Below are 22,461 nucleotides of genomic sequence, written 5' to 3' on the forward strand. Positions count from 1 at the left end.
TTTTACCACATCATCGATCATGAATCATAGATGCTTATTCTGGTTGAACTAGCTCTTGGTATTCAAATGAAGGTACCACAACTTCTACGCGACGGTTTTTCTCACGACCTTCGCGAGTGCTGTTGTCAGCAACTGGGTTTTCTTCACCCATACCTTTAACTGTCAAACGATCTGAACCAATGCCAGCTGCGGTTAGGTAATCAGCAACAGATTGAGCACGACGCTCAGACAGTTTTTGGTTGTATGCCGCAGGGCCTGAGCTATCCGTGTAACCAGTAATCTCTACTTGAGCTTGAGGATATTCGTTCAAGAATGAAACAAAGTTGTCCAGACGTTCAGAAACGGACTCTGTTAACTTAGCACTATCGAATTCAAACGTACCTGTACCGTACTCTTCTTTGTGCACCTTGCTCATCATCACTGGTTCTGGATCTGGCTCGATCACTTCTTCCGTTACAACTGCTGCAACAACTGGAGCTGCTGCGAATTTGTAGTTAACACCGATACCAAAGAAGTTAGCATCCATGTCGTCCCACACGTCGTCAGACATATCTTGGTAGCGTTGGTATTCAGCGCGAACACTCCAGTTTCTATCGATCGAGTATTCAGCACCCAAAGAACCTGTTGGGACAAAGTCTGTTTCGTCATCAGACATCATGTAAGCACCACCGATCTTAGCAAATAGATTCCAAGAGTCGTTTAAGTGCCAGTTGAATTTAGGTGCAAGTGTTAAAGCCGTTAGATTGCCGTCAATCGTATTAATCGTATTAGCCCCTGACCTAGAGTTTCCTTCATAGTCGCCTAAGAAGTCTACGCCGTACTCTAGCCCGATGATATCGGTAAAGTCATAACCGATATGTAGTCCTGCACCGAACGCTTCATCATCACAAGGGCTATTTAGATAGCAAGCGTCGTCAAGTGTAGTCATGCCCACTTTGCCCCCGATGTACATTTCAGCTTGAGCAGAGTTTAAAAGCGCGCTACTACCAGCTACCACTGCTGCTACTGCAATTGCTACTTTGTTCATAATGTTTCCTTGTATTGATTGCATATTAACTTCTACTTCGTTTTATCAAAAAATTAGAAAAAACCAGCGTTTATAAGAAATTAGTTTAATATTCTAATCATTTCATATCAAGCAACAATATATTTGAACTTGATCAACATTTACTACCCAAAAATACCTCACAAACTTCTGATATTTCTTACATTGTAGTAAAGATTTTTTGGTGCATAAGAAAATTGATGATTATTTTGAACTTTTTTTCGTAAACTTTACTTTACATTGTGCGCGGTGGTTAACAGGTGGTTTTTATTTGCATTTATTTGCAAAAACTGATTGCAAGTCTACGCCTAAGCCGATAAGTTACTTAAACGCTAGACAGAAAATGACCACAGCCCTTGATGCTGCTCGCTTTGTGAACAATGTTGCAATGAGTTCAGTTGGTAAAAATGGGGTCGGAAATAAAACCAGGAAGTAGAAGTAATGTTTCAAACTGATGATGTAAGAATAAATAGAGTAAAAGAGTTATTGCCACCTGTTGCAGTATTAGAGAAGTTCCCAGCGACTGAAACCGCTTCTTCGACCACTTTTGATTGCCGTAACGCCATTCACAATATTCTTGAAGGAAAAGACGATCGATTACTCGTGATCGTTGGCCCGTGTTCTATTCACGATCCGGCTGCCGCGGTTGAGTACGGCAAAAAGCTAAAAGTACTACGTGATGAACTGGGCGAGCAGCTTGAGGTTGTTATGCGAGTTTATTTTGAAAAGCCGCGTACGACCGTTGGTTGGAAAGGCCTTATCAATGACCCTTACTTAAATGACACCTATAAGCTAAATGATGGTCTACGTATCGGACGTAAACTTCTTCTTGATCTAACCGATATGGGCTTGCCAACGGCAAGTGAATTCTTAGATATGATCACACCTCAGTACGTGGCGGATTTGATCAGTTGGGGCGCTATCGGTGCTCGTACGACAGAATCTCAGGTTCACCGCGAGCTAGCTTCTGGTCTTTCTTGTCCTGTAGGTTTCAAAAACGGTACTGACGGGAATATTAAAATAGCGAGCGACGCGATTCGTTCTGCAAGCGCTTCCCATCACTTCCTTTCAGTAACAAAATACGGTCATTCCGCGATCGTAGAAACCGCTGGTAATCCAGACTGCCATATTATTCTACGTGGCGGTAAAGAACCAAACTACAGTGCAGCACATGTAGCTCAAATTAAAGATGAGCTGGACACTGCAGGTCTGCCGAAAAAAGTGATGATTGATTTTAGCCATGCTAACAGCTCGAAGCAGTTCAAGCGTCAAATGCTGGTGTCTGATGATGTATCCGAGCAAATCTCTGCTGGCGAAGAAGCCATTTTTGGAGTGATGATCGAGTCTCATTTAGTTGAAGGTCGCCAAGACTTAGTGGATGGTAAAGCAGCCACTTATGGTCAGTCGATTACTGATGCATGTATTGGTTGGGAAGATACGGAAACGGTACTTCGTCAGCTTTCTGATGCAGTAAAAGCGCGCCGCAACAAGTAAACTCAACAGAAAAACTTTTTTAAAAGTGAATAGTGAAGAGCCAGAGGTACTATGCCTCTGGCTCTTTTTGTTGAGAATTACTCTCATATCTTTCTATTGCTTCTGCTTTCCTATATGTTATCTGTATACGTTGTAACCAAAAGGAATTTGGAATTGAATCGTAATGTATGGCTTCTATCCCTCTGCCAAGCCTTATTAATGACAGGGAATATTTTACTCATATCTGTTATTGCCCTTATTGGCAAAACACTTGCGCCGTCATCAAGTTTTATCACATTACCAGTTGCACTGCAGTTTTTGGGACTGATGGCCGCGACAATTCCCGCGTCGCTAATTATGGGCAAGTTAGGGCGTCGCCTTGGTTTTAGCCTTGGTAATGTCATTGGCATTTTGGGTGCTAGTCTAGCGACGTATGCATTAAGTCAACAAAACTTCTATCTGTTCTGCATGTCTACGTTTTTGCTTGGTGTTGGTATAGGTTTCGGTACTCTATACAGGTTTGCTGCCATTGAAGTGTGTGAAGAGTCGGCAAGGCATAGGGCGATTTCGATATCTATGGCGGGTGGGGTGTTAGCGGCGATCCTTGGACCTAATTTGGCGGTGTACTCACAGCAGTGGTCAGGTGATGGCTTATACATTAGTGCATTTGCTGTGCTTGTCGTGCTTTATATAACCGCGTTGGTTGTGCTACAAACCATTCGTTTTCCACCTGCACACACGCAGGCGCTACACGCTAAGGCGGATAAGCTGAGACTGATTATTCGTCGACCTAATTTCATGCTGGCCGTTATCGCGGCAATGGTTGCGTACGCGGTGATGAACATTTTAATGACAGCAACTCCTTTAGCGATGATTGGTTGTGGCTTTGATTTTGATAAAGCGGCGGGAGTGATCGAATGGCACGTGTTGGGTATGTTTGCACCTGCGTTTGTCACGGGCCGTCTGATAGAGCGGTTTGGCGCTAAGAATATGATTTTGGCGGGTGGATTGCTATTTGTTGCTTGTATTGGAATTAATATACATGGAGTGTCTATCTGGCATTTTAGTCTTGCTTTAATCCTGTTAGGAATAGGGTGGAACTTTATGTTTATCGCAGCAACCGGGCTGTTTAGTCAAAGCTATGAAGCGAAAAACAGAAGCAAGGCTCAAGCGTTTAATGAATTCTTCGTGTTCAGTTGTGTCACCGTCACCGCATTACTATCTGGTTGGCTTGAGTCTACCGTAGGTTGGCAGAATCTTAATTTGTATGTTCTTCCATTTGTGTTACTCGTTATCGCGATGTTTGCGTTAAAAACGAATAAAAAGCCAGAATCACAAACCGCTTAATTAAGGCTTAATATATAACCCGGCCGATCGTGTCGGGTTTGTTTATTAGCTCAAATCAACAATCTCTTCTTTATCTTTTTATCGATAATGTGAATTCCCACAATAAAAATGTCTATTTGATAAGACTTTTTATCTAACTTTTTGTAATAAAAATAAAAATCCTGTATATATCTTGCCGAAAATCAATAAAAACTAAAGAAGTTTCGTCTATGTCAGCCAATATTTCTCATAAAGCTCAAGAAACTCTCGTGAGGGAGTCTGAGGAACTCGTCTCAACAACGAACTTACAAGGTGTTATTACATATTGTAATGAAGCCTTTTGCCGCGTTGCTGAATACACTCACGAAGAACTTGTCGGTCAGAACCACAATATAGTTCGTCATAATGATATGCCTAAAGCCGCTTTCGGTGACATGTGGGCACGCCTTAAACAAGGTAAAGCCTGGCGTGGAATGGTTAAGAATGCCACTAAGTCTGGCGGTTACTATTGGGTTGATGCTTATGTCACCCCTATCTACGAAGACAACCATGTTGTTGGGTATCAATCAGTGCGCGTGAAACCAAAGCGAGAGTGGGTTGATATTGCGACAAAAGCCTACAAAAGCATGCGTGCTGCAGAGAAGTCTGGCCGAACTTGGTCGTTGAAAATCAATGAAACCATTCGCTATGCGATTCTAGTTGGTGCACTAACCGCACCTGCAACCGCATATGCGTTGTCTGTTGAAGGGCCGTTGGCTTGGCTTGCAAGTGCGTTACCTGCAAGTGTTCTGGCTCTGTTATTCCGCCAAGAGTTAATTGATACACCTCAGCAACTTAAAAAGTTACAAAAGCAATATGACAGCGTAAGTCGCTTGATCTATTCCGGTAACACGGCATTTTCGATTGCTGATTTCCATATCAAAATGCTATCCGCAAGAATTCGAACCGTGTTAGGAAGAATGACTGACTCTGCATTGCCTTTGCAGCATTGCGCCGAAGAGCTCAGTCAAACAACGGCAGAAGTCTCGGCTGCATTAAATCAGCAAAATACCGATATTCATCGTGTGCGAGATGCTACCCAAGAGGTGGAGTCGTCGGCAAATTCGGTTTCTTCGAGTACCAATGATGCCCATATGTTGATTGATGATACATTGAAGTCATGCTTGATGGCGAAGGAGACCATTGATCAAACGCACACCAATCTAGCGCAATTAAGCCTTCAAGCTGAAAAAGCGACGGAAACGACGTATCAACTGAGTGATCAGGCGCAGAAGGTGAACCATTTGATGGAAGAGATTGGTGGGATCGCAGAGCAAACCAATTTACTGGCACTCAACGCGGCGATTGAAGCGGCAAGAGCAGGGGAGCAAGGTCGTGGTTTTGCTGTTGTAGCTGATGAGGTCCGCGCGCTTTCTGGGCGAACATCCAATGCAACTGAACAAATCCAAGCCTCTATCTCCACTATGTTGGCAACGATTCAAAGTTGGCAGAAAGATATTCTGGCAAACAAAGAGCAAACCGATGCCTGTTCTCAAGTAGCAGAACAAAGCGCGTTGCGTTTGTCTGAAGTTGAACAGATGATGCAAACCATGAGTGGGCTGATGGTTGATGTAGCAGAAGCGGCGAATAACCAGTTAAAGCTATCTAGTGATGTAAACCAGCACATTCATTCTATTGCTTCGACCGCAGAACAAAACTTGGCAGCAACACATTCAGTTGAGCAAAATAGCCGACAGTTGAAAGACCAAGTACAAGATTTCTATCAGCTCGCACTTCGATTTGAAGACAAATAGTCGTAACGAAAGTTGTGATGTTTATGTCCTGGCTGCGTTTATGCGAATAGGAGCCAGATAAAAGAAAGCCCCGCCATTGCTGGTGGGGCTTGTCAGTTTTCACATTCGCAATAGAGAAAACTGACTATCTTTTTACTGCAATTACGCGAGTAGCTCTTTTGCTGTGTTCACTACGTTTTCAGTCGTGAAACCAAACATTTTGAATAGTTCGCCAGCTGGTGCAGATTCACCGAATGAAGTCATACCGATGATGCGACCGTCGAAGCCTACGTACTTGTACCAGAAGTCAGCAATACCTGCTTCAATTGCGATACGTGCTGTTACGTCTGATGGCAGTACAGCTTCACGGTAAGCGGCGTCTTGTTTGTCGAATGCGTCTGTTGATGGCATTGAAACAACGCGTACTTTCTTACCTTCAGCAGTTAGCTGTGCTGCTGCTTCTACTGCTAGTTCAACTTCAGAACCTGTTGCGATAAGGATTAGCTCTGGCTTGCCTTCGCAATCTTTCAGAATGTAAGCACCTTTCGCGATGTCTGCTACTTGTTCTGCTGTGCGCTCTTGTTGCGCAAGGTTTTGACGAGAGAAGATAAGTGCTGTCGGTGCATCTTTACGTTCAATCGCTAGTTTCCAAGCTACAGCGGACTCAACTTGGTCACATGGACGCCATGTGCTCATGTTTGGTGTTAGGCGTAGCGATGCCATTTGCTCAACTGGTTGGTGAGTTGGGCCATCTTCGCCAAGACCGATAGAGTCGTGAGTGTACACTTGGATGTTCTGAATTTTCATTAGAGCAGCCATACGCATTGCGTTACGAGCGTATTCCATGAACATTAGGAATGTTGCGCCGTAAGGAACGAAACCGCCGTGTAGTGCGATACCGTTCATAATAGCAGTCATACCAAATTCACGTACACCGTAGTGGATGTAGTTACCAGAGAAGTCGTTCGCTTCTAGAGACTTAGAACCAGACCACATTGTTAGGTTAGAAGGTGCTAGGTCAGCAGAGCCACCCATGAACTCTGGTAGTAGAGCACCAAATGCTTCTAGAGCATTTTGAGACGCTTTACGTGATGCAATGTTTGCTGGGTTAGCTTGAAGATCAGCAATGATTTGGCTTGCTTTTTCTTCCCACTGTGCAGGAAGCTCACCGTTTACGCGGCGTTTAAATTCAGCTGCCAGCTCAGGGTACGCTGCTTCATAAGCTGCAAATTTCTCGTTCCACGCTGCTTCCTTAGCTGCGCCTGTTTCTTTCGCTGACCATTCTGCGTAGACTTCTTGCGGAATTTCAAAAGGACCGTGCTCCCAACCTAGTTCTTTGCGTGTTGCTGCGATTTCTTCTGCACCTAGTGGCGCACCGTGACAATCGTGTGAACCAGATTTGTTTGGTGAACCAAAACCGATGATAGTCTTAGTACAGATAAGTGTAGGACGTGGATTCGCTTTCGCCGCTTCAATTGCTGCGTTGATTGCGTCAGCATCGTGACCATCGACTGCAGGGATTACGTGCCAACCGTAAGCTTCGAAACGCTTAGGTGTGTCGTCAGAGAACCAACCTTCAACGTGACCGTCGATAGAGATGCCGTTGTCATCCCAGAACGCGATCAGCTTGCCTAGACCTAGAGTACCTGCAAGAGAACATGCCTCGTGCGAAATACCTTCCATCAGACAGCCGTCGCCCATGAACACGTAAGTGAAGTGGTCAACGATGTCGTGGCCTTCTTTGTTGAACTGTGCTGCTAGCGCTTTTTCAGCTAGAGCCATACCAACCGCGTTAGTGATGCCTTGACCTAGCGGACCCGTTGTGGTCTCGATACCTGGCGCGTAACCATACTCTGGGTGACCAGGAGTTTTAGAGTGAAGCTGACGGAAGTTTTTCAGATCGTCGATAGACAACTCGTAACCTGCAAGGTGCAGTAGAGAGTAAATCAGCATTGAGCCGTGGCCGTTAGACAGTACGAAACGGTCGCGGTCTGCCCACTCAGGGTTTGATGGGTTGTGGTTTAGATGAGAGCGCCAAAGAACTTCAGCGATGTCAGCCATACCCATAGGTGCACCTGGGTGACCAGAGTTAGCTTGTTGAACACCATCCATGCTTAGCGCACGGATTGCATTTGCTAGATGTTTACGATCCATAGTGATTACTTCTCGATATTTGATTTAAATAGAGGGAACTCGCCGAAACAAGTTCAAATAGAATTTTTTGAAAATAGTGCTGATGGTAAAAGCGAGTAGACGGGCTACTCGCTTTTGGTAAGCAATTAAAGCTTAGCTTCGATCATCGCTTCTAGTTTGCCTTGGTCAACGGCGAAGTTGCGGATACCTTCAGCCAGCTTCTCAACAGCCATTGGGTCTTGGTTATGTTCCCATAGGAACTCTGCGTGAGTCATTGGTGCTGGACGCTCAGCTGCGCCTTTAGAATCAACTAGTTTCTCAACTACTTCACCCTCAGCTGCTTCTAGTTCTGCAAGTAGAGCAGGAGCGATAGTTAGACGGTCACAACCAGCTAGTTCTAAGATCTCACCGATGTTACGGAAGCTTGCGCCCATAACTACAGTTTTGTAGCCGTATTCTTTGTAGTAGTTGTAGATCTTAGTTACAGATAGTACGCCTGGATCTTCTTGAGCTTCGAAGTCACGGCCTTCTTTCGCTTTGTACCAGTCCATGATACGACCAACGAATGGCGAGATTAGGAATACACCCGCTTCTGCACAAGCACGTGCTTGAGCGAACGAGAATAGAAGCGTTAGGTTACAGTTGATGCCTTCTTTTTCTAGGATCTCAGCTGCGCGAATGCCTTCCCAAGTTGAAGCCAGTTTGATAAGGATACGGTCGTTAGTGATGCCAGCATCGTTGTACATTTTCACTAGTTGACGAGCTTTCGCTACGCTGCCTTCCATATCGTAAGATAGACGAGCGTCTACTTCTGTAGAGATACGACCTGGGATAGTTTTTAGGATTTCTTTACCGATGTTTACTGCAAGCATGTCACAAGTATCTTGAACTTGTTGAGCTTTGTCGTTGCTCTGTGCTTTAGCGTATTCGATTGAAGCATCGATTAGAGGTGCGTACTCTGCGATTTGAGCGGCTTTAAGGATAAGAGAAGGGTTAGTTGTTGCGTCTTCTGGCTGATACTTTTTAATTGCATCAATCTCGCCAGTGTCTGCTACTACAGTCGTTAGTTTACGAAGTTGCTCTAACTTGTTGCTCATAATCGATCATCCTATTTAAATGGGCTTAAGCGTGATTTTTGTTATCACAGCTTGTGCATTTGCAAGCGAGTTAGCTAACCGTCTCATCGCATTTAATGAGACATCTGCTCAGCCAACTACGGAAAATTTCGTTACCGAACAAATGCTATGAACATTTGATCGATAGCTGAGTAAATGATGTGTCCATATTTATCCTATCTATGCTGAAAGTCAATCGCTGAAATGGACTTATAGTGAACTTCATCAACGTTTTTTTACTGTGTGTTTAGTGGTTAACCCAAATAAACGATTGCCCTTATTGTTCAAAGCTTGAGCGTTGTCCAAGAGGGTAAAAAATTGTAGTGAGAAAATGTTATTGCGATGAGCAAATGTAGCGTTTAAATTGATAAAGAACATATGCTAAGTCAATGAGCATATGTTCACTTATTGCATACAATATCGATCCTCTTAAAGGGCGAGAGAAACCATGAGCAGTTCTAATCAAGATATTTCCATTGAAAACACGGATTTGTTGACAGAGATTTCCGTCGCGTATTATCAAGACGGTGCGACTCAGGAAGAGATATCGAGAAAATTTGCCATATCACGCGCAAAGGTCGGGCGAATGCTCAAGCAGGCGCGTGATGAAGGCATTGTTGAAATTACCGTTAAATACCATCCGGTGTTCAGCGCCAAGATTGAACAACGTTTGATCGAGCGATTCGGCGTTAAGCGCGCGCTTGTTGCTCTTGATCAACCGAATGAAGAAGCGCAACGACTACAGGTATCGGGATTGGTGTCCAATTATCTCACTAGCACGCTCAAAAACGGCATGGTGGTGACGGTCGGACAAGGGCGCAACGTGTCGTCTGTCGCTCACCATATTGGTGTTATTACGCCGCGTGATTGTAAATTTGTGTGTGGCATTGGTGGTATTCATCCGCGTGGCGGTATGTATAACGCCGACCATATTTGTCGTCAGTTGGCGAAGAAATATGGGGGGACCTCTGAAACACTTTATGCGCCGGCTTACGCAGAAAACAGAGAACAGAAGTTGGCCTTTATGCAAAATGCAACCGTGAAACAAACGCTCGACCTAGCACGTAAAGCCGATGTCGCTTTGGTTGGTATTGGTGACATGAGCGAAAACAGTTACATGGTCGACTTAGGTTGGTTTACGCCTGATGAAGTGGTTCAGTCGAGACTTCAACAAGGTGTGGTAGGGGATTTTGCAGGTTATGACTTCTTTGATATTCACGGTAATGTAGCGAACACGGTAATGAGTGACCGAGTAATTGGACTTGGTATCGAAGAGTTTCGGCCGATCTCGGAAGTCATTGCGATCGCAGCTGAGAACAGCAAGCCACTCGCTCTACTCGGAGCATTAAGAACTGGAGCGATAGACGTGATCGCCACGAGCGTTAGCAACGCATTAACCGTGCTCAACTTAGATGAGCAAATGCACGGCAACGCGACATCTGAACGCTAACGGAAATAGTCGGCTTTTGATGTAGTCAGGCTATGAGGGGTGACAAATCACTCATAGCCAGTTTCTATTTCGAAATGACAAGTTTGGTTTAGAAGCTGCGTTTAGTTTATTGGAACACATCATCTTTAGATAAACGTAAGATACTTTGTTAAACAGACACTTGTCTTAACACTCGATAGGTAGAGAGTGGTCAGCACCCCATTCGGTCCAAGAACCGTCGTACACCGACAGATTGTCCAGACCAATTTGATACGCTGCGAGTAACAAAATGCATGCGGTCACACCGGATCCGCAACTAAAAATGATTGAATTATCACTATCTATTGTTAGTGCGCTAAATATCTGTTGCAACTCTGAATTCGGTTTAATGTGACCGTTGGTTAAGAGTTCTTGAAACGGTAAGCAAACCGAATTTGGAATGTGCCCACTACGTAGACCTTCTCGTGGCTCAGGCACTTCACCAAGGAAGCGTGCTTTTGCTCTCGCATCGATGATGTTGGCACTTTTATTGGTTGAATGAGCAAGAACATCTTGTGCACTCAAAAAGGCATTTTGGTTGAGCTTACCCTCAAAGTTACCTTTTTCGCTTGGTTGCGATAGGGCACTTTCGGCAGGGAGTCCTGCTTCAATCCAAGCTGGAAGACCGCCATTTAAGACTCGGACATTGTCATGCCCCATGGCTTTGAACATCCACCAAGCTCTTGGTGCCGCTAAAGTGCCTGAGTTGTCATAAACCACAATCAAGTCTTCGTTGTTCAAACCGAGTTGTTGCGCACTTTGGTTGAAGCCTTCTTCTGTTGGCATCATATGCGGTAGGGAGGAGCCGGGTAAGCAAAAGTCATTGTCGTAATCAAAGCGTAAAGTATTTGGAATCCACTTATCTTGAATCTTTTTACCTTCAGAAGGGATTTGAAACGCAATACTAGCGTCGAGGAGCTTGACGTTAGGTTGGCCGAGAAGGCTATTGAGTTCATCAGTACTAATCAGTGCTTGCATTGTCTTTAGTTTGCTAGGTGGATAATCTTACTGTTTTACAACAAAAAAATCGCATGTTCAAAAGAACGATGCGATTTTTAAGTTAAAGATTGAAGATTTGTTCTGAAAGACAGCTTTCGATTTACCCAGTTACATGGTCCAAGTGTTGTCTCCAGAAGTAATCACTTTCTGAATTGGGTCACTACCGTCATAGAACCAAATTTCAACAAGTAGGCTACCTTGGCTATCAGAAACATTAAAGTCGACATTTGCTGTACCATTGTTGAGTGGAACCGATGCGACTTTGCTTGGGTATTTTGCATCGTAGTTACCTGAACTGTTCTCGACAAACTCTTTGTACACGCTTAGGTGTGCTCGTTGTGAAGAGAAACCACTGATGTCTACATTGAGCGTACCTTCCGTCACTGGGTTGTAGCTAAAGCCATCTGGTACTACTAGATCCTGCATGGTTGCATCTTCCACTGTTACCGTTGTCTCTTCTTCAGTAGTTTCTTCCTGCTGGGTAGTATCTTCCTCTGGCACCGTGGTTTGGGTTGGTGGAGGTGGTGTACTGTTACCACCTCCGCCGCCACCGCCACCGCCTCCGCCACAAGCTGTTAGTGCTAATCCCATGATGATTGTGATAAGTGCTTTCATAATGTTATCTCCCTATGGAATGTAGCATTTGTTAGGTGTTGGAGCGGTGTGCCAATCTGTGCTTAGTTCGCCACCAGACTCAGCCCAAGCTTGGAATTGAGGGTATGCATCGACCATGTCTACACGCTCTAGCGGCCAATCCCAATCTTCTACTATCAACAGTGCCCAAGGTAAGTTGTTTGCTGTTTTGAAGTACACACCTTGTGCAGGGTCACTTGCATCGACGCCGACACCGAAGAGGTTTTGGTCATCAAACTGTTCTGTTGGTGCTTGGTCTGCTAAGTGAACTTCCCATTTACGACCTGGTTGGAAGGTAATCCCGTCGCCATGGTAAGTGCCCGGTGTTGCAAAGATGAACGGGTCGTATGGCATGGCTTGAATCGCTGAACGGTCAGAGCCTTCAGTGAAGTAAACATTCAAGGTAAAGGTGAGTGAAACGTTATCATCACAGCCAGGCTCTGTGCGGAAGTAGCTACAGCTGCTCGCCGCGTGTGTGCTTAAGTCTTCACTGATGATGAAAATTGCTTCATCAGAAATACTTTCCAAGCCATTAGATGCTTGCTCTACACCATTGAAGGATAGCGTCGTTAATCCATTTTCAATCGAGCTTCTCAATACACCCGGTAGTCGGATTGCGAAGCCATTTTTGTAGCTTGCGCCGTAAGCCGCTAGGTCACCTGTAATCTGAATATTCTCAACATGACCAGCAAGACTGGTTTCGGTGATGCGGAATTTTACGACCACATCGTTCATGTCGTAGTCTGCGGTGTATGGCCAGTTATCTTCGTAAGCGACGGTGGCGTAATCTTCTGCACTCGGGAAATATTCCACTGAGTAACCATTACCAGTGATGGTAATTGGGTAATCTTCCACCTCACCAGATGTCGAACCACCATCGTAGTTTAATCCGGTTTGTTGGCTAAAGCGGAATCGGCTCCAGCTAGACCCTTCCGTTGCAGCGGTTGAAACTACAAACGGTAGGGGATTATTACCCGCAGACAGTAATTGGTCGGTAAAGACTTGCTCACCTTCATCATCAAAGTCACCATCGCGGTTCCAGTCAAACCATGCTGATAGGTAGCCAGAAGTAGAAGCTGTCACATTCACAATTGAGCTTAAGCCTGGATCAAGTGCGGATACAAAACCAACACCATCTTCATCGGCTGTGCCCACAGAGTTGTCGTTTGCTTGACCGTCGGCATCACCATCTGGAGCAACAGAGCCAAGCCAAGTTGCACCGTCCACTTCGTGACGAGGACCGTTTGACGCAAGTGTTGTGTGGTAGCTGTCTGGAGCATCACCGAAATCAATTGGCTCGTCTTCGTTAATCACCGGAGCATTTGCACAACGTGCACCGTCATTTTGGCTTGAGCTTGGACCGTTGGATACAAACTCAACCGCAGGAACGATACCTGCTGCGATATTGGCTGCGTTACCTTCCGAAAGGTCAACGCGATAGATTTTGCCATCTTGGTTACGTGACACGTAGTAGTTGCCGTTTACATCGAAGTAGCCAGCACCAAATGTGCCTTTCTCACCTGTGTCACCTATCGCAGTTGCGCTACCGTTTGATGGGTTGAACTGATATAGCACACCAGAGTTGTTGTCGATGCCGTAAAGGGAGCCATCACCTGGATGGAATGCAAAGTCGGTTAGGTTCACTGTCGCTGTTGAGCTAATTTTCACGATGCTCAATGTCGCATTTGGATCAGAATCGAGCGGAGAAAGGTCAATGGAGAAAAGTCCTTTGCCTTTGCGGTACAAGTAGTAGACGTGGTTGTAAACGTCGCCAACGTAAAACGTGTGGTCGGTAGGAAGGCCCGAAACATTAAGTGTCTCTGCTTGGAAGTCTTTACCAAGACGAACAATCTTTTTGTTTGTGGTGTCGTAGCCGTAGATATAACGGTCAGTGAAGTTAAAGCCTACACCGTTGATGCCCGAAGCCAAACCTGTGTCGTCCTCTAAAAGAGTCGTAGAGCCTGTAACCAAATTGACGCCATAGATTTGAACCGGGGTTGATTGGAATAGGTATGCTTGGCTTGGGCACGTATCAAATGGCGCCGCTTGTGCATAAGCGCTCACTATTAGAGACCCAAGTAGTAGTGATGTCCTTTTCATAATTCGCCCTCTCATTGGTTCGTGATATATGCAATGAAAGGAATGTGCCAACTTTTAAATTGTTGAATTTTATGAAGTTAAAATTTGTAAGAAGAAGGGTTTTAAATCTGATTGTCAAAATGAGAAAAAAGCCCAACATCGAGTTGGGCTTTTTGGGAATGATTAGAGGTTTAGAACTAACTACAAACCGGACAGGTTGGCATTTTCATCAGATTCATTTCTCGCCAAGACATGCTGAGCGCGTCCAAAATCAGAATTTTGCCTTTCTTTGGTTGGCCGTAATCAGCAATCACTTTAATCGTCTCCATCGCTTGTACTGCGCCAACAATACCCACAACAGGCGCCATGACTCCGGCTTCGACACAACTTAACGCACCGCTGCCGAAGAGGGCACTTAAGCACTGGTAACATGGTTGTGCTGGATCATCGTAAGTAAACACACTCACTTGGCCCTCCATACGAATGGCCGCGCCTGAAATTAGCGGTGTTTTGGTCGCAAAACATAGGCGGTTAAGTTGATTGCGCGTATCGACGTTATCTGATGCATCGACAACAATAGTGTGCTGCTTAATCAGACTCTCTAACGCGGTATCATCAAGACGTTTTGCGATGGTATCTACAATAATGTGCGGGTTAAACTCACGCAGTGCATCGGCCGCCGAGTCTACCTTCTTACGACCAATATCCGCATCGTGGTGTAGCACTTGGCGCTGAAGGTTAGACAACTCGACGATATCATCATCAATCAGTGTGATTTTACCGACACCAGCAGTGGCCAAATATTGGCTTGATGCGCAGCCTAAACCACCAGCACCAAGCATCAATACTGATGCTTGTTTGAGTGCTTCTTGTCCTTCAAAGTCAAACTGACGAAGAATGATTTGGCGGTTGTAACGCAGCATTTCCTGATCGGAAAGAATATCCACAACGACTTCCTAGTAAAGGGTTGAGTTGAATAGTTGAATCTGAACAGTTTCGCCCACTTCAACTCGGCCGCGTTCACGTTCCAATACAACAAAGCAGTTCGCTAGGCTCATTGAGCGGAACGCACCAGAGCTTTGGTTGCCCGTTGTTTCAACCACAAACTTGCCATCTTCCAATGTGTAGATACCACGTTGGTAATCGGTACGACCTGGCGCTTTCTTAAAGGCGGTTTTAGTTGCTGCTGGAATAGATTCGGGTGCTTTCCATTCTGTATGGCCTGCAAGTTTTGCCAGCATTGGTTGAACAAGCACATACATAGTCAGAACTGCAGAAACCGGGTTCCCCGGCAGACCACAGAACCAAGCTGTACTTAACTTACCAAACGCGAAAGGTTTACCCGGCTTGATTGCTAGCTTCCAGAAACCGATTTCCCCAAGTTCTTCAAGAATGTCTTTGGTGTAATCCGCTTCGCCCACACTGACACCGCCTGAGGTCACGACCACATCTGCCAATGTTTGTGCTTTCTCAAAAGTTGCTTTCAGAGTCTCTGGGCAATCTGGAATGATGCCAAGATCAACGGCTTCACAACCGAAGTTCTCGATAAGCGGTTTAATACCGTAACGGTTGCTGTCGTAGATCTGACCTTCGTCTAGCGGTTCGCCCAGTGCTTTAAGTTCATCACCAGTAGAGAAGAAAGCAACTTTGGGTTTGCGCACTACTGTCACATGGCTTATACCAAGAGACGCAATCATCGGAATATCGCGAGGTGTCAAACGTGCACCTTTTGCCAGTACGATGTCGCCTTGCTTGATGTCGTCACCTGTTGGGCGGATGTTGTTTTGCGGCTTCACGTCAGTTTGGTTGAACTGAACGCCAGCATCTGTTACTTCAGTGTTTTCTTGCATGATAACGGCATCACAACCCTGTGGGATTTTTGCGCCAGTCATGATGCGAACACAGGTACCTTGAGGCCATTCACCTTCAAAAGGTTGTCCTGCAAATGATTTACCTGCCAGAGGCAATACAGAAGATGACTCAAGATCTTGAATGCGAATAGCGTAGCCATCCATTGCTGAGTTGTCGAATGGCGGTACGTGGATAGGAGACAAGATATCTTCTGCCAGTACAAAACCGAGTGCTTCAGCAAGTGGAAGAGAAAGCGTTGTTTGGATAGGTTTGATTCGCGATAACATTTTGTCCATCGCTTCTTCAATTGGCATCAAGCCAGGTGCGTCGCAGCAGCCCATTGAGAAAATCCTGTGTTCTTTTGTTTTGTGGCAACTTTACCATAAAAGGGGACTGAGTAAGAATGTCCACCTATAAAATATGGGTGTAATTATTCAAAAATCCGAGTATCCTTGTCAGCCATCCAAAAGGGGTAAAAAACCTGCGGAGCTCAAGAAAATCAGCTCAGTACCTTCATCTGATGTGACTTGGTGTAAAGACACGAACTGAGCAACTCAAAGCGAAAAGTATGAATGCAATTTTGATTGGGTTTGTACGAAGGCTGAAGTAAAACAAAAGAGGAAGTGGAATGTCAGGTCTTAGCGAGTCAGCGAAGTTAGTAAAAGAAGCGCTAGAGCAACGCGGTTTGGAAACGCCAATGCGTCCAAACAACGTAAGTCGTGAAGAGAAGAAAGAGAAGATCGAACACCACATGCGTGAGATCTTAGGTCTACTTCAACTTGACCTCACTGACGATAGCCTAGAAGAAACCCCTCACCGCATTGCTAAGATGTACGTTGACGAAATCTTCTCTGGTCTGGATTACTCCAACTTTCCTAAAATCACGGTGATTGAGAACAAGATGAACGTGAGCGAGATGGTTCGCGTGAAGGACATCACAGTGACCAGTACTTGTGAACACCACCTTGTGACCATCGATGGCAAGGCTGCTGTGGCTTACATTCCACGTGGCAAGATCATTGGCCTGTCAAAGATCAACCGTATCGTTCGCTTCTTTGCTCAGCGTCCACAAGTACAAGAGCGTATGACTCAGCAAATTCTTGTTGCACTTCAAACGCTGCTTGAGTCCGATGATGTGGCAGTGACGATTGACGCAACACACTACTGCGTGAAATCTCGCGGTGTGATGGATGCAACTAGCGAAACGACAACAACTGCATTGGGTGGCATCTTCAAGAGCAACCCAGCAACGCGTGCCGAATTTCTGCACGGTTTACGCTAGGTAACTAAGCAAGTTTCTAAGAGGATGGCAAACGCCATCCTTTTTTTATACTTGTTTAGAAAATGACTTCATGATTTCTGGCCAATACATTTTGACGTAACCTGCCGATACCCAAACAACCAATACAGTCGCGATACTGAGCTCTAGAAAACCAAAGTCGTGTAGCCAGTGCCAGTGAGGGTGCGATTCGGCGAAAAAAGAGGTCAAGCGATGCATTGCGATGGCGCTGATCACGGAAGGAAAGGTTACTGCCGCGATAGAAGGTTGAAACTTCAAGCGAAGTAAGCGGAAGTAACATAAGTAGATCAATAACGTCATAGTGATGGCGATCCCGGCCAATGCGCCTGTCAGTATCGGATCAGGCAAGGGAAAGTTCACCAAGTATGCTGCTAATGACAAGTTTACCGGCGCGGCCATAATCGCGAGGGTCGGTCTTGCTCGCCTTGGTAGAGAGCCGAAAAACACCAAACGATACAACACGAGTGGCAGCATGAAGAAATAAATGCCGATGCACATCATCGCTAACGTTTCGGAGAATAAGTTGTGACCTAGTTGAGAACCGGCTAGTGAACTACTGATCAGCCCCACCGGATAAAGAAACCAACTCGGTACGATATTGGACATTTTGAAGTTCATTAGCTGAAAGCTAAAAAACAGCACCATCATAGTAAAATGCAGCAAAAGCGCCATAAACCAAAGTGGATAAGCGATGATAGGCGCTACAGCGGCAAGATAATCTGCAAGGATCAGTAACGCCATACTCATTGGTGCCATTAAACTACCACTCAGCGGGTGACGAATGTCGACCATGAATAATCGTGGATTAGCGGCATATTTTATGAGTACAGGGGCGAGTAAAAGTGCGCCGAGTGACGCCAAAAATGGGCGTATCGGTTCACCAATCTCAGGAACATAGAGTGCCCAAGCTTGCCCTAAACCTATCATACCTAGTGCCAACGCGGCTTGAGACGGCGGGACACTATAAAACTGCACAAGTCTTCTCCAGTTCAAATCTACTCCATTTGATTTTTGCCTGAATGAAACGAAACATGACGATTTGGATGAAATGCTCTATTTAAGTAGCGAATACTAACAAGTATGGAGAGGGGTTTCTCATGAAAGGTGGTGAGCAAATATCAGAGAATGATAATTTTGTGAGTTTGGTATCGAATATTTGGGAAAAGATGTAAAAATGCAGAGTTTATCGCTCCAAACCCTTCGATAGTCTGGAGCGAAGTGATAACAAAGAGAATGTTATGTTGATTGATTCTCCGGTAGATCCTGCTGGCGTAACTTTTCGTTTTTGATTGTACGATGCAGCAGCTGGCTGTAAATAGGTTGTCCACCCAACAATTGAGCAATAATCACAGCGCCCAAACAAGTAATGATCAATGGCAGGATTAAGTAGTAGTTATTCGTCATTTCAATCACTAACAGAATACCAGTAATCGGTGCACGTACCGTTGCAGCAAACAGGGCACCCATGCCCGCAATCGCAAATACACCAGGCTCGATATCAAGCGCAGGGAGCAAGACATCAGCACTTGCTCCGAACGCATAGCCAAATAAGGTTCCCAGAGCAAGCATAGGTGCAAAGATGCCTCCCGGCGCACCAGAACCAAAACAGAGCAGGGTTGTAATTACGCGACCAAAGAAAAGCAAAACTAAAATGGATACCGAGTAGTTACCGTTAGTAATGTCAGGAATAAGGCCGATACCACCACCAGTTAGTTGGGGTACGTACAAAAGAAGCAAGCCAAACACGCCTCCCAGTAACGAACCTACAATCAAGTAGCGCTTACGATCGTTTTTGTGAATTGCGACAAAACTGTCTTGTGCTACGGTAATCAGTTTATTGAAGATCACGCCAAACACGCCAAACAATGCGCCAAGCAATAAAAACAGCCATAGGGCTTGAAGCTCTGGCGACTGGTATTGCGGCATAGTGATAACGGCGTCTTGCCCGTTGATGGCGCGAAACACTATGTTCGCCATAATGGCAGAAATGATCACTGCGCGAATTGAGATCAAAGAGTAGCGAAACTGAGGTCGCATTTCCTCCACAACAAACATAATGCCTGCGAGTGGGGCATTAAAGGCCGCAGCCAAACCGCCAGCAGCACCAGAAGCGAGCAGGGAGTGGCGGGTATCGTCATCCTTTACCCGGAATATATCGGTCACCATTCGACCAACAGCACCACCCATTTGAACGGTTGGGCCTTCACGACCAAGCACCATACCAGAGCCAAGTGCGCCCATGCCGCCGAAGAATTTTACTGGCAGCACGCGCCACCAGCGCACTGGACGAATATTATCCATTGCCCCTTCGATTTCAGGAATACCAGAGCCTGCCGCTTCTGGCGCAAAGCGGTGCACAAGAAAATAGCCAATAAAAGCTAAAAGTGCGCTAATGAGAACCGCTGCCAGCCACAATGGTAGAACATTACCAATTTCGCTTCTTAACCATTCTGTTCGTGTTTCAGAAACGAAATGAACGGCAAGCTCGAAATACGTACCGACAAAACCAGCCAACGTACCCACAATGGCGGCCATAATGAGAACAGAAAATGATGTTGACCCTCGAGAGACAAACTGGTTAATCGCATCTTTCGGTACGTGCGCCAACACAGATTTCACAATTCTCTCGCGTTTGGTCATTAAAAAGCTCTCCTGTTGCTGGGGGGAAGGGACGAAAGAAAGTATACGCTTCGCAGAGTCTAGACCTAATCAATAAAGATGCAATTTAGCTTTTCACTATTGAGTGTTCGAAGTGTCGCGATATTATTCATTCACTCAGATTGTGCTATTGCTCTCATAATTTAGGATAAAAAACTTGTTTTTTGAGAAAAATGAACCATGCTTTAAATGTAAAGCAACATGACTGCTTCAGAAGGAGGGATGTGAGGTTTTACACACAATTTGGATGGATTCAAACCCTACGGTAAGTCCTCGTTTTATGTTCGGGATGCATCAATAGACATCGCCGATTCGCACACTCACGATTGAGTAACGAGGTAGAGGCGCACGCACATGTGCGCCTTCTTAATTTCTGCGTTATAACTTTCATCACCACCTGCCACCGTTTTTCTCTTGAACATTTTCTTGCAGTTAGTAATGTCTTGGTTCGATGTCAACCAACTAGAGCAGTGCATGCGCTTTTATCTTCGACTCTTACTTTCTTTATGTTGTTGTTCGGTAACGTTTCCGGCACTTTCAACGCCGAGCTGGTGGCAAGACACGTTGTCAGCAATGCCATATTCCAATCTAAAAGAACGTATAGAAAAAAGTGGAAGCTGGTATGGTTGCGAAGTGCAGTTGCGAGACAACTCAACGTTTATCAACGCATTTTGTTTGGATGATTTTTCGTACTACCAGCAGCACTTGTATGGTGAAGTGATTTTGAGAAGAGAAAGTGCTCAGTTCTCGTTTCTTACTGAATACGAGTGGCAGCGTCTGAATGACTTACTTCTCAACTTAAGAAAGGATGGGTTAGTTTTACGCAGAGTCACTATCGGAAAAGAGCAATATGATGTCGTTGAAGCTCTGGAAAAGAAATCTTCCGAGCTTGTCGATAAAGAAGTTATTTTGTTGATGAACCGCTATCCACAAGAAACGATTCGAAGTTTGCTTTGGGTAAAGCCGGACGAGTTTCTGACGCCATCACCGTCCTTAAATGTGCACTTGCGCAGTGATGGCGAAATTATCGAGGTCAAAGTGACTCGTTTTTAGATTCTTTATGGAGAGATAGGAAGGTCGCCATTGCAGATTCATCCAAAAAACCATCCGATTTTTTGTGAGCGCGCAGGTATTGATATCCTGCAATTAGCTTGCGGTGTAGCTCTTCTGCATCGTCTGACAACGGCTGATTCATAACGTGTTGAAAGGCAAGTTTGTACGCATCCATATCCACGACTTCAGCACGGCGATATAAATAACCGCATCCCGTTGCTAACCATTCGAGAGAGCAATTGGCGCGCATTGCAATTTGATTTGCTTTAGTTAGGCTAGGTTCACTGCCTTTAAGGTATTTGCGTATTAAAGCTTCAGACACATCGACGCGTCGTGCGAACCCGCTGATGCTTTCTTCTCCGATCAGGGTGGCTAGGCGTTGGGCAAAAGACATATTTCGTACTCCAGTTCGAATTGCGAAAGTTTACCCGTTGAGCCGGTACGAAAACAAGACTACGATGAATGCAGATCAATTGAAGGAGAAAACCCATGGTTGCAAAAGTAGTAACTGCACCAAAAGGCCCAGAGTTCTCAGAGCTGGTTCAAGGATATTGGCGTGCAGTTGAGTGGGGAATGACGGCTCAAGAGCGTTTGTCATTTCTTAAGCAACACATTGAGTTAGGCATTACGACAGTCGATCACGCCGACATCTACGGTAATTACGAGTGTGAGGCGTTGTTTGGTGAAGCGTTAGCTTTAGACAAGAGTGTTCGTGAGCAAATTCAGATCGTGACGAAATGCGACATCAATTTGTGTGGCGATAAAACGCCAGAGCGTAAGATCAATCACTACGACACGAGCTCAGCACATATCTACCAATCGGTGAACAACTCGCTAGAACGTTTGAATGTGGATGAAATCGACGTACTTTTAATTCATCGTCCTGACGTGTTAATGGATGCAGACGAGGTTGCAGAAGCATTTTCTGAGCTTCATAAAGTCGGCAAAGTGAAGCACTTTGGCGTGTCTAACTTCACTCCACGCCAGTTTGAACTGCTGCAATCTCGCTTAGGTAAGCCGTTGGTTACTAACCAAGTGGAAATCAACCCACTTAACTTTGAGGTTGCTCACGATGGAACGCTTGACCAAATGCAAATGTTGCGTACGCGACCAATGGCTTGGTCTTGCCTCGGTGGAGGTTCAATTTTTAGTGGTGACAGTGAGCAAGCTGTTCGTGTCCGTAACGAATTAGAAGCAATTCGTGAAGAAGTGGGCGCAGCGAGTATTGACCAAGTAATTTATGCCTGGGTACGTCGTTTGCCATCTAACCCTATTCCAATCATTGGCTCTGGTAAAATCGAGCGTGTGCAAACTGCAGTTAATGCATTGAACATCGAACTTACTCGAGAGCAATGGTATCGCGTATGGGTGGCTTCTAAAGGTCATGGTGTGCCATAGAATTGATATCTTATCGATGAAATTGTTATTAAAGGCATCCTCTAGCAGGGTGCCTTTTTAGTTTTAGCGCGTTACTGTTTACCCATTATGGAAATGGAAAGAATGAAATTCGAGCAAAAATGGGCTTTGGATGTTAGCTGCAACTTTTTGCTTACTTT

General features: G+C 45.2%; 18 protein-coding genes. 7 read left to right on the top strand and 11 right to left on the bottom strand.

Going from position 1 to position 22,461, the window contains the following annotated elements; genetic code table 11:
* Positions 1-34: 34 nt before the first annotated feature.
* Positions 35-1,027 (bottom strand): OmpA family protein, encoded by a 993-nt coding sequence (locus R7M72_RS00505; protein WP_005373499.1) that lies wholly within the window; start codon positions 1,025-1,027, stop codon positions 35-37.
* Between the two features lie 459 nt (positions 1,028-1,486).
* Here R7M72_RS00505 and aroG point away from each other — a divergent pair, with 459 nt between their 5' ends.
* The 3 genes from aroG to R7M72_RS00520 all read left to right on the top strand — a co-directional run bounded on the left by aroG (position 1,487) and on the right by R7M72_RS00520 (position 5,637).
* Entirely contained in the window at positions 1,487-2,539 is a 1,053-nt protein-coding gene (aroG, locus tag R7M72_RS00510; RefSeq protein ID WP_017635200.1) for a 3-deoxy-7-phosphoheptulonate synthase AroG, read from the top strand.
* Between the two features lie 153 nt (positions 2,540-2,692).
* Entirely contained in the window at positions 2,693-3,865 is a 1,173-nt protein-coding gene (locus R7M72_RS00515; protein ID WP_053304523.1) for an MFS transporter, read from the top strand.
* 209 nt (positions 3,866-4,074) lie between these two features.
* Entirely contained in the window at positions 4,075-5,637 is a 1,563-nt protein-coding gene (locus R7M72_RS00520; protein WP_053304522.1) for a methyl-accepting chemotaxis protein, read from the top strand.
* A 141-nt stretch (positions 5,638-5,778) separates the two neighbouring features.
* Here the strand turns inward: R7M72_RS00520 and tkt are convergent, their stop codons facing one another.
* Entirely contained in the window at positions 5,779-7,770 is a 1,992-nt protein-coding gene (gene tkt, locus R7M72_RS00525) for a transketolase (RefSeq protein WP_318055975.1), read from the bottom strand.
* A 125-nt stretch (positions 7,771-7,895) separates the two neighbouring features.
* On the bottom strand, positions 7,896-8,846 hold the full coding sequence (tal, locus tag R7M72_RS00530; RefSeq protein WP_005373488.1) for a transaldolase: 951 nt from the start codon (positions 8,844-8,846) through the stop codon (positions 7,896-7,898).
* Between the two features lie 466 nt (positions 8,847-9,312).
* Between tal and R7M72_RS00535 the strand changes: the two genes are divergently transcribed.
* Positions 9,313-10,314: a sugar-binding transcriptional regulator gene (locus R7M72_RS00535; RefSeq protein ID WP_005387670.1), complete on the top strand. Its 1,002-nt coding sequence runs from the start codon at positions 9,313-9,315 to the stop codon at positions 10,312-10,314.
* A 165-nt stretch (positions 10,315-10,479) separates the two neighbouring features.
* On the opposite strand, the gene R7M72_RS00540 is transcribed toward R7M72_RS00535, so the two are convergent.
* The 5 genes from R7M72_RS00540 to moeA all read right to left on the bottom strand — a co-directional run bounded on the left by R7M72_RS00540 (position 10,480) and on the right by moeA (position 16,235).
* A complete protein-coding gene (locus tag R7M72_RS00540; RefSeq protein WP_318055976.1) occupies positions 10,480-11,310 on the bottom strand; it encodes a sulfurtransferase in 831 nt (276 codons plus the stop codon).
* A 129-nt stretch (positions 11,311-11,439) separates the two neighbouring features.
* Positions 11,440-11,946 carry a hypothetical protein gene (locus tag R7M72_RS00545; protein ID WP_318055977.1) on the bottom strand — a complete coding sequence of 169 codons (507 nt, stop codon included), beginning with the start codon at positions 11,944-11,946 and terminating at the stop codon, positions 11,440-11,442.
* 12 nt (positions 11,947-11,958) lie between these two features.
* Positions 11,959-14,064, bottom strand: coding sequence for an LruC domain-containing protein (locus R7M72_RS00550; protein ID WP_318055978.1), 2,106 nt, complete (start codon positions 14,062-14,064; stop codon positions 11,959-11,961).
* Positions 14,065-14,240: 176 nt separating this feature from the next.
* Positions 14,241-14,990: a molybdopterin-synthase adenylyltransferase MoeB gene (moeB, locus tag R7M72_RS00555; protein ID WP_053304517.1), complete on the bottom strand. Its 750-nt coding sequence runs from the start codon at positions 14,988-14,990 to the stop codon at positions 14,241-14,243.
* A 9-nt stretch (positions 14,991-14,999) separates the two neighbouring features.
* The gene (moeA, locus tag R7M72_RS00560; RefSeq protein WP_053304516.1) at positions 15,000-16,235 is read right to left on the bottom strand and encodes a molybdopterin molybdotransferase MoeA; all 1,236 of its coding nucleotides are present in this window, start codon (positions 16,233-16,235) and stop codon (positions 15,000-15,002) included.
* Positions 16,236-16,522: 287 nt separating this feature from the next.
* Between moeA and folE the strand changes: the two genes are divergently transcribed.
* A complete protein-coding gene (folE, locus tag R7M72_RS00565) occupies positions 16,523-17,176 on the top strand; it encodes a GTP cyclohydrolase I FolE (protein WP_005373478.1) in 654 nt (217 codons plus the stop codon).
* 45 nt (positions 17,177-17,221) lie between these two features.
* Here the strand turns inward: folE and R7M72_RS00570 are convergent, their stop codons facing one another.
* Both R7M72_RS00570 and clcA read right to left on the bottom strand, forming a co-directional pair.
* A complete protein-coding gene (locus R7M72_RS00570) occupies positions 17,222-18,169 on the bottom strand; it encodes a TDT family transporter (protein WP_017819907.1) in 948 nt (315 codons plus the stop codon).
* A 261-nt stretch (positions 18,170-18,430) separates the two neighbouring features.
* On the bottom strand, positions 18,431-19,834 hold the full coding sequence (clcA, locus tag R7M72_RS00575; protein WP_053307249.1) for a H(+)/Cl(-) exchange transporter ClcA: 1,404 nt from the start codon (positions 19,832-19,834) through the stop codon (positions 18,431-18,433).
* Positions 19,835-20,290: 456 nt separating this feature from the next.
* Here clcA and R7M72_RS00580 point away from each other — a divergent pair, with 456 nt between their 5' ends.
* A complete protein-coding gene (locus R7M72_RS00580) occupies positions 20,291-20,905 on the top strand; it encodes a hypothetical protein (protein ID WP_080996737.1) in 615 nt (204 codons plus the stop codon).
* On the opposite strand, the gene R7M72_RS00585 is transcribed toward R7M72_RS00580, so the two are convergent.
* Entirely contained in the window at positions 20,886-21,299 is a 414-nt protein-coding gene (locus tag R7M72_RS00585; protein WP_005387686.1) for a helix-turn-helix domain-containing protein, read from the bottom strand. The two genes, R7M72_RS00580 and R7M72_RS00585, sit on opposite strands and share 20 nt — an antisense overlap.
* Positions 21,300-21,394: 95 nt before the next feature.
* Here R7M72_RS00585 and R7M72_RS00590 point away from each other — a divergent pair, with 95 nt between their 5' ends.
* A complete protein-coding gene (locus R7M72_RS00590) occupies positions 21,395-22,303 on the top strand; it encodes an aldo/keto reductase family oxidoreductase (RefSeq protein ID WP_005387688.1) in 909 nt (302 codons plus the stop codon).
* Positions 22,304-22,461: the final 158 nt, after the last annotated feature.

The sequence above is a fragment of the Vibrio sp. YT-18 genome (assembly GCF_033337345.1).
Classification (GTDB): domain Bacteria; phylum Pseudomonadota; class Gammaproteobacteria; order Enterobacterales; family Vibrionaceae; genus Vibrio; species Vibrio alginolyticus.

Bases quoted from the DNA above. Each gene is read 5' to 3' on its own strand.
- R7M72_RS00545 (WP_318055977.1), bottom strand. From the start codon at position 11,946: ATGAAAGCACTTATCACAATCATCATGGGATTAGCACTAACAGCTTGT.
- R7M72_RS00590 (WP_005387688.1), top strand. From the start codon at position 21,395: ATGGTTGCAAAAGTAGTAACTGCACCAAAAGGCCCAGAGTTCTCAGAG.
- R7M72_RS00535 (WP_005387670.1), top strand. From the start codon at position 9,313: ATGAGCAGTTCTAATCAAGATATTTCCATTGAAAACACGGATTTGTTG.
- R7M72_RS00580 (WP_080996737.1), top strand. From the start codon at position 20,291: ATGTCTTGGTTCGATGTCAACCAACTAGAGCAGTGCATGCGCTTTTAT.
- R7M72_RS00550 (WP_318055978.1), bottom strand. From the start codon at position 14,064: ATGAAAAGGACATCACTACTACTTGGGTCTCTAATAGTGAGCGCTTAT.
- R7M72_RS00585 (WP_005387686.1), bottom strand. From the start codon at position 21,299: ATGTCTTTTGCCCAACGCCTAGCCACCCTGATCGGAGAAGAAAGCATC.
- R7M72_RS00520 (WP_053304522.1), top strand. From the start codon at position 4,075: ATGTCAGCCAATATTTCTCATAAAGCTCAAGAAACTCTCGTGAGGGAG.
- folE (WP_005373478.1), top strand. From the start codon at position 16,523: ATGTCAGGTCTTAGCGAGTCAGCGAAGTTAGTAAAAGAAGCGCTAGAG.
- R7M72_RS00540 (WP_318055976.1), bottom strand. From the start codon at position 11,310: ATGCAAGCACTGATTAGTACTGATGAACTCAATAGCCTTCTCGGCCAA.
- R7M72_RS00505 (WP_005373499.1), bottom strand. From the start codon at position 1,027: ATGAACAAAGTAGCAATTGCAGTAGCAGCAGTGGTAGCTGGTAGTAGC.
- moeA (WP_053304516.1), bottom strand. From the start codon at position 16,235: ATGGGCTGCTGCGACGCACCTGGCTTGATGCCAATTGAAGAAGCGATG.
- aroG (WP_017635200.1), top strand. From the start codon at position 1,487: ATGTTTCAAACTGATGATGTAAGAATAAATAGAGTAAAAGAGTTATTG.
- clcA (WP_053307249.1), bottom strand. From the start codon at position 19,834: ATGACCAAACGCGAGAGAATTGTGAAATCTGTGTTGGCGCACGTACCG.
- tkt (WP_318055975.1), bottom strand. From the start codon at position 7,770: ATGGATCGTAAACATCTAGCAAATGCAATCCGTGCGCTAAGCATGGAT.
- tal (WP_005373488.1), bottom strand. From the start codon at position 8,846: ATGAGCAACAAGTTAGAGCAACTTCGTAAACTAACGACTGTAGTAGCA.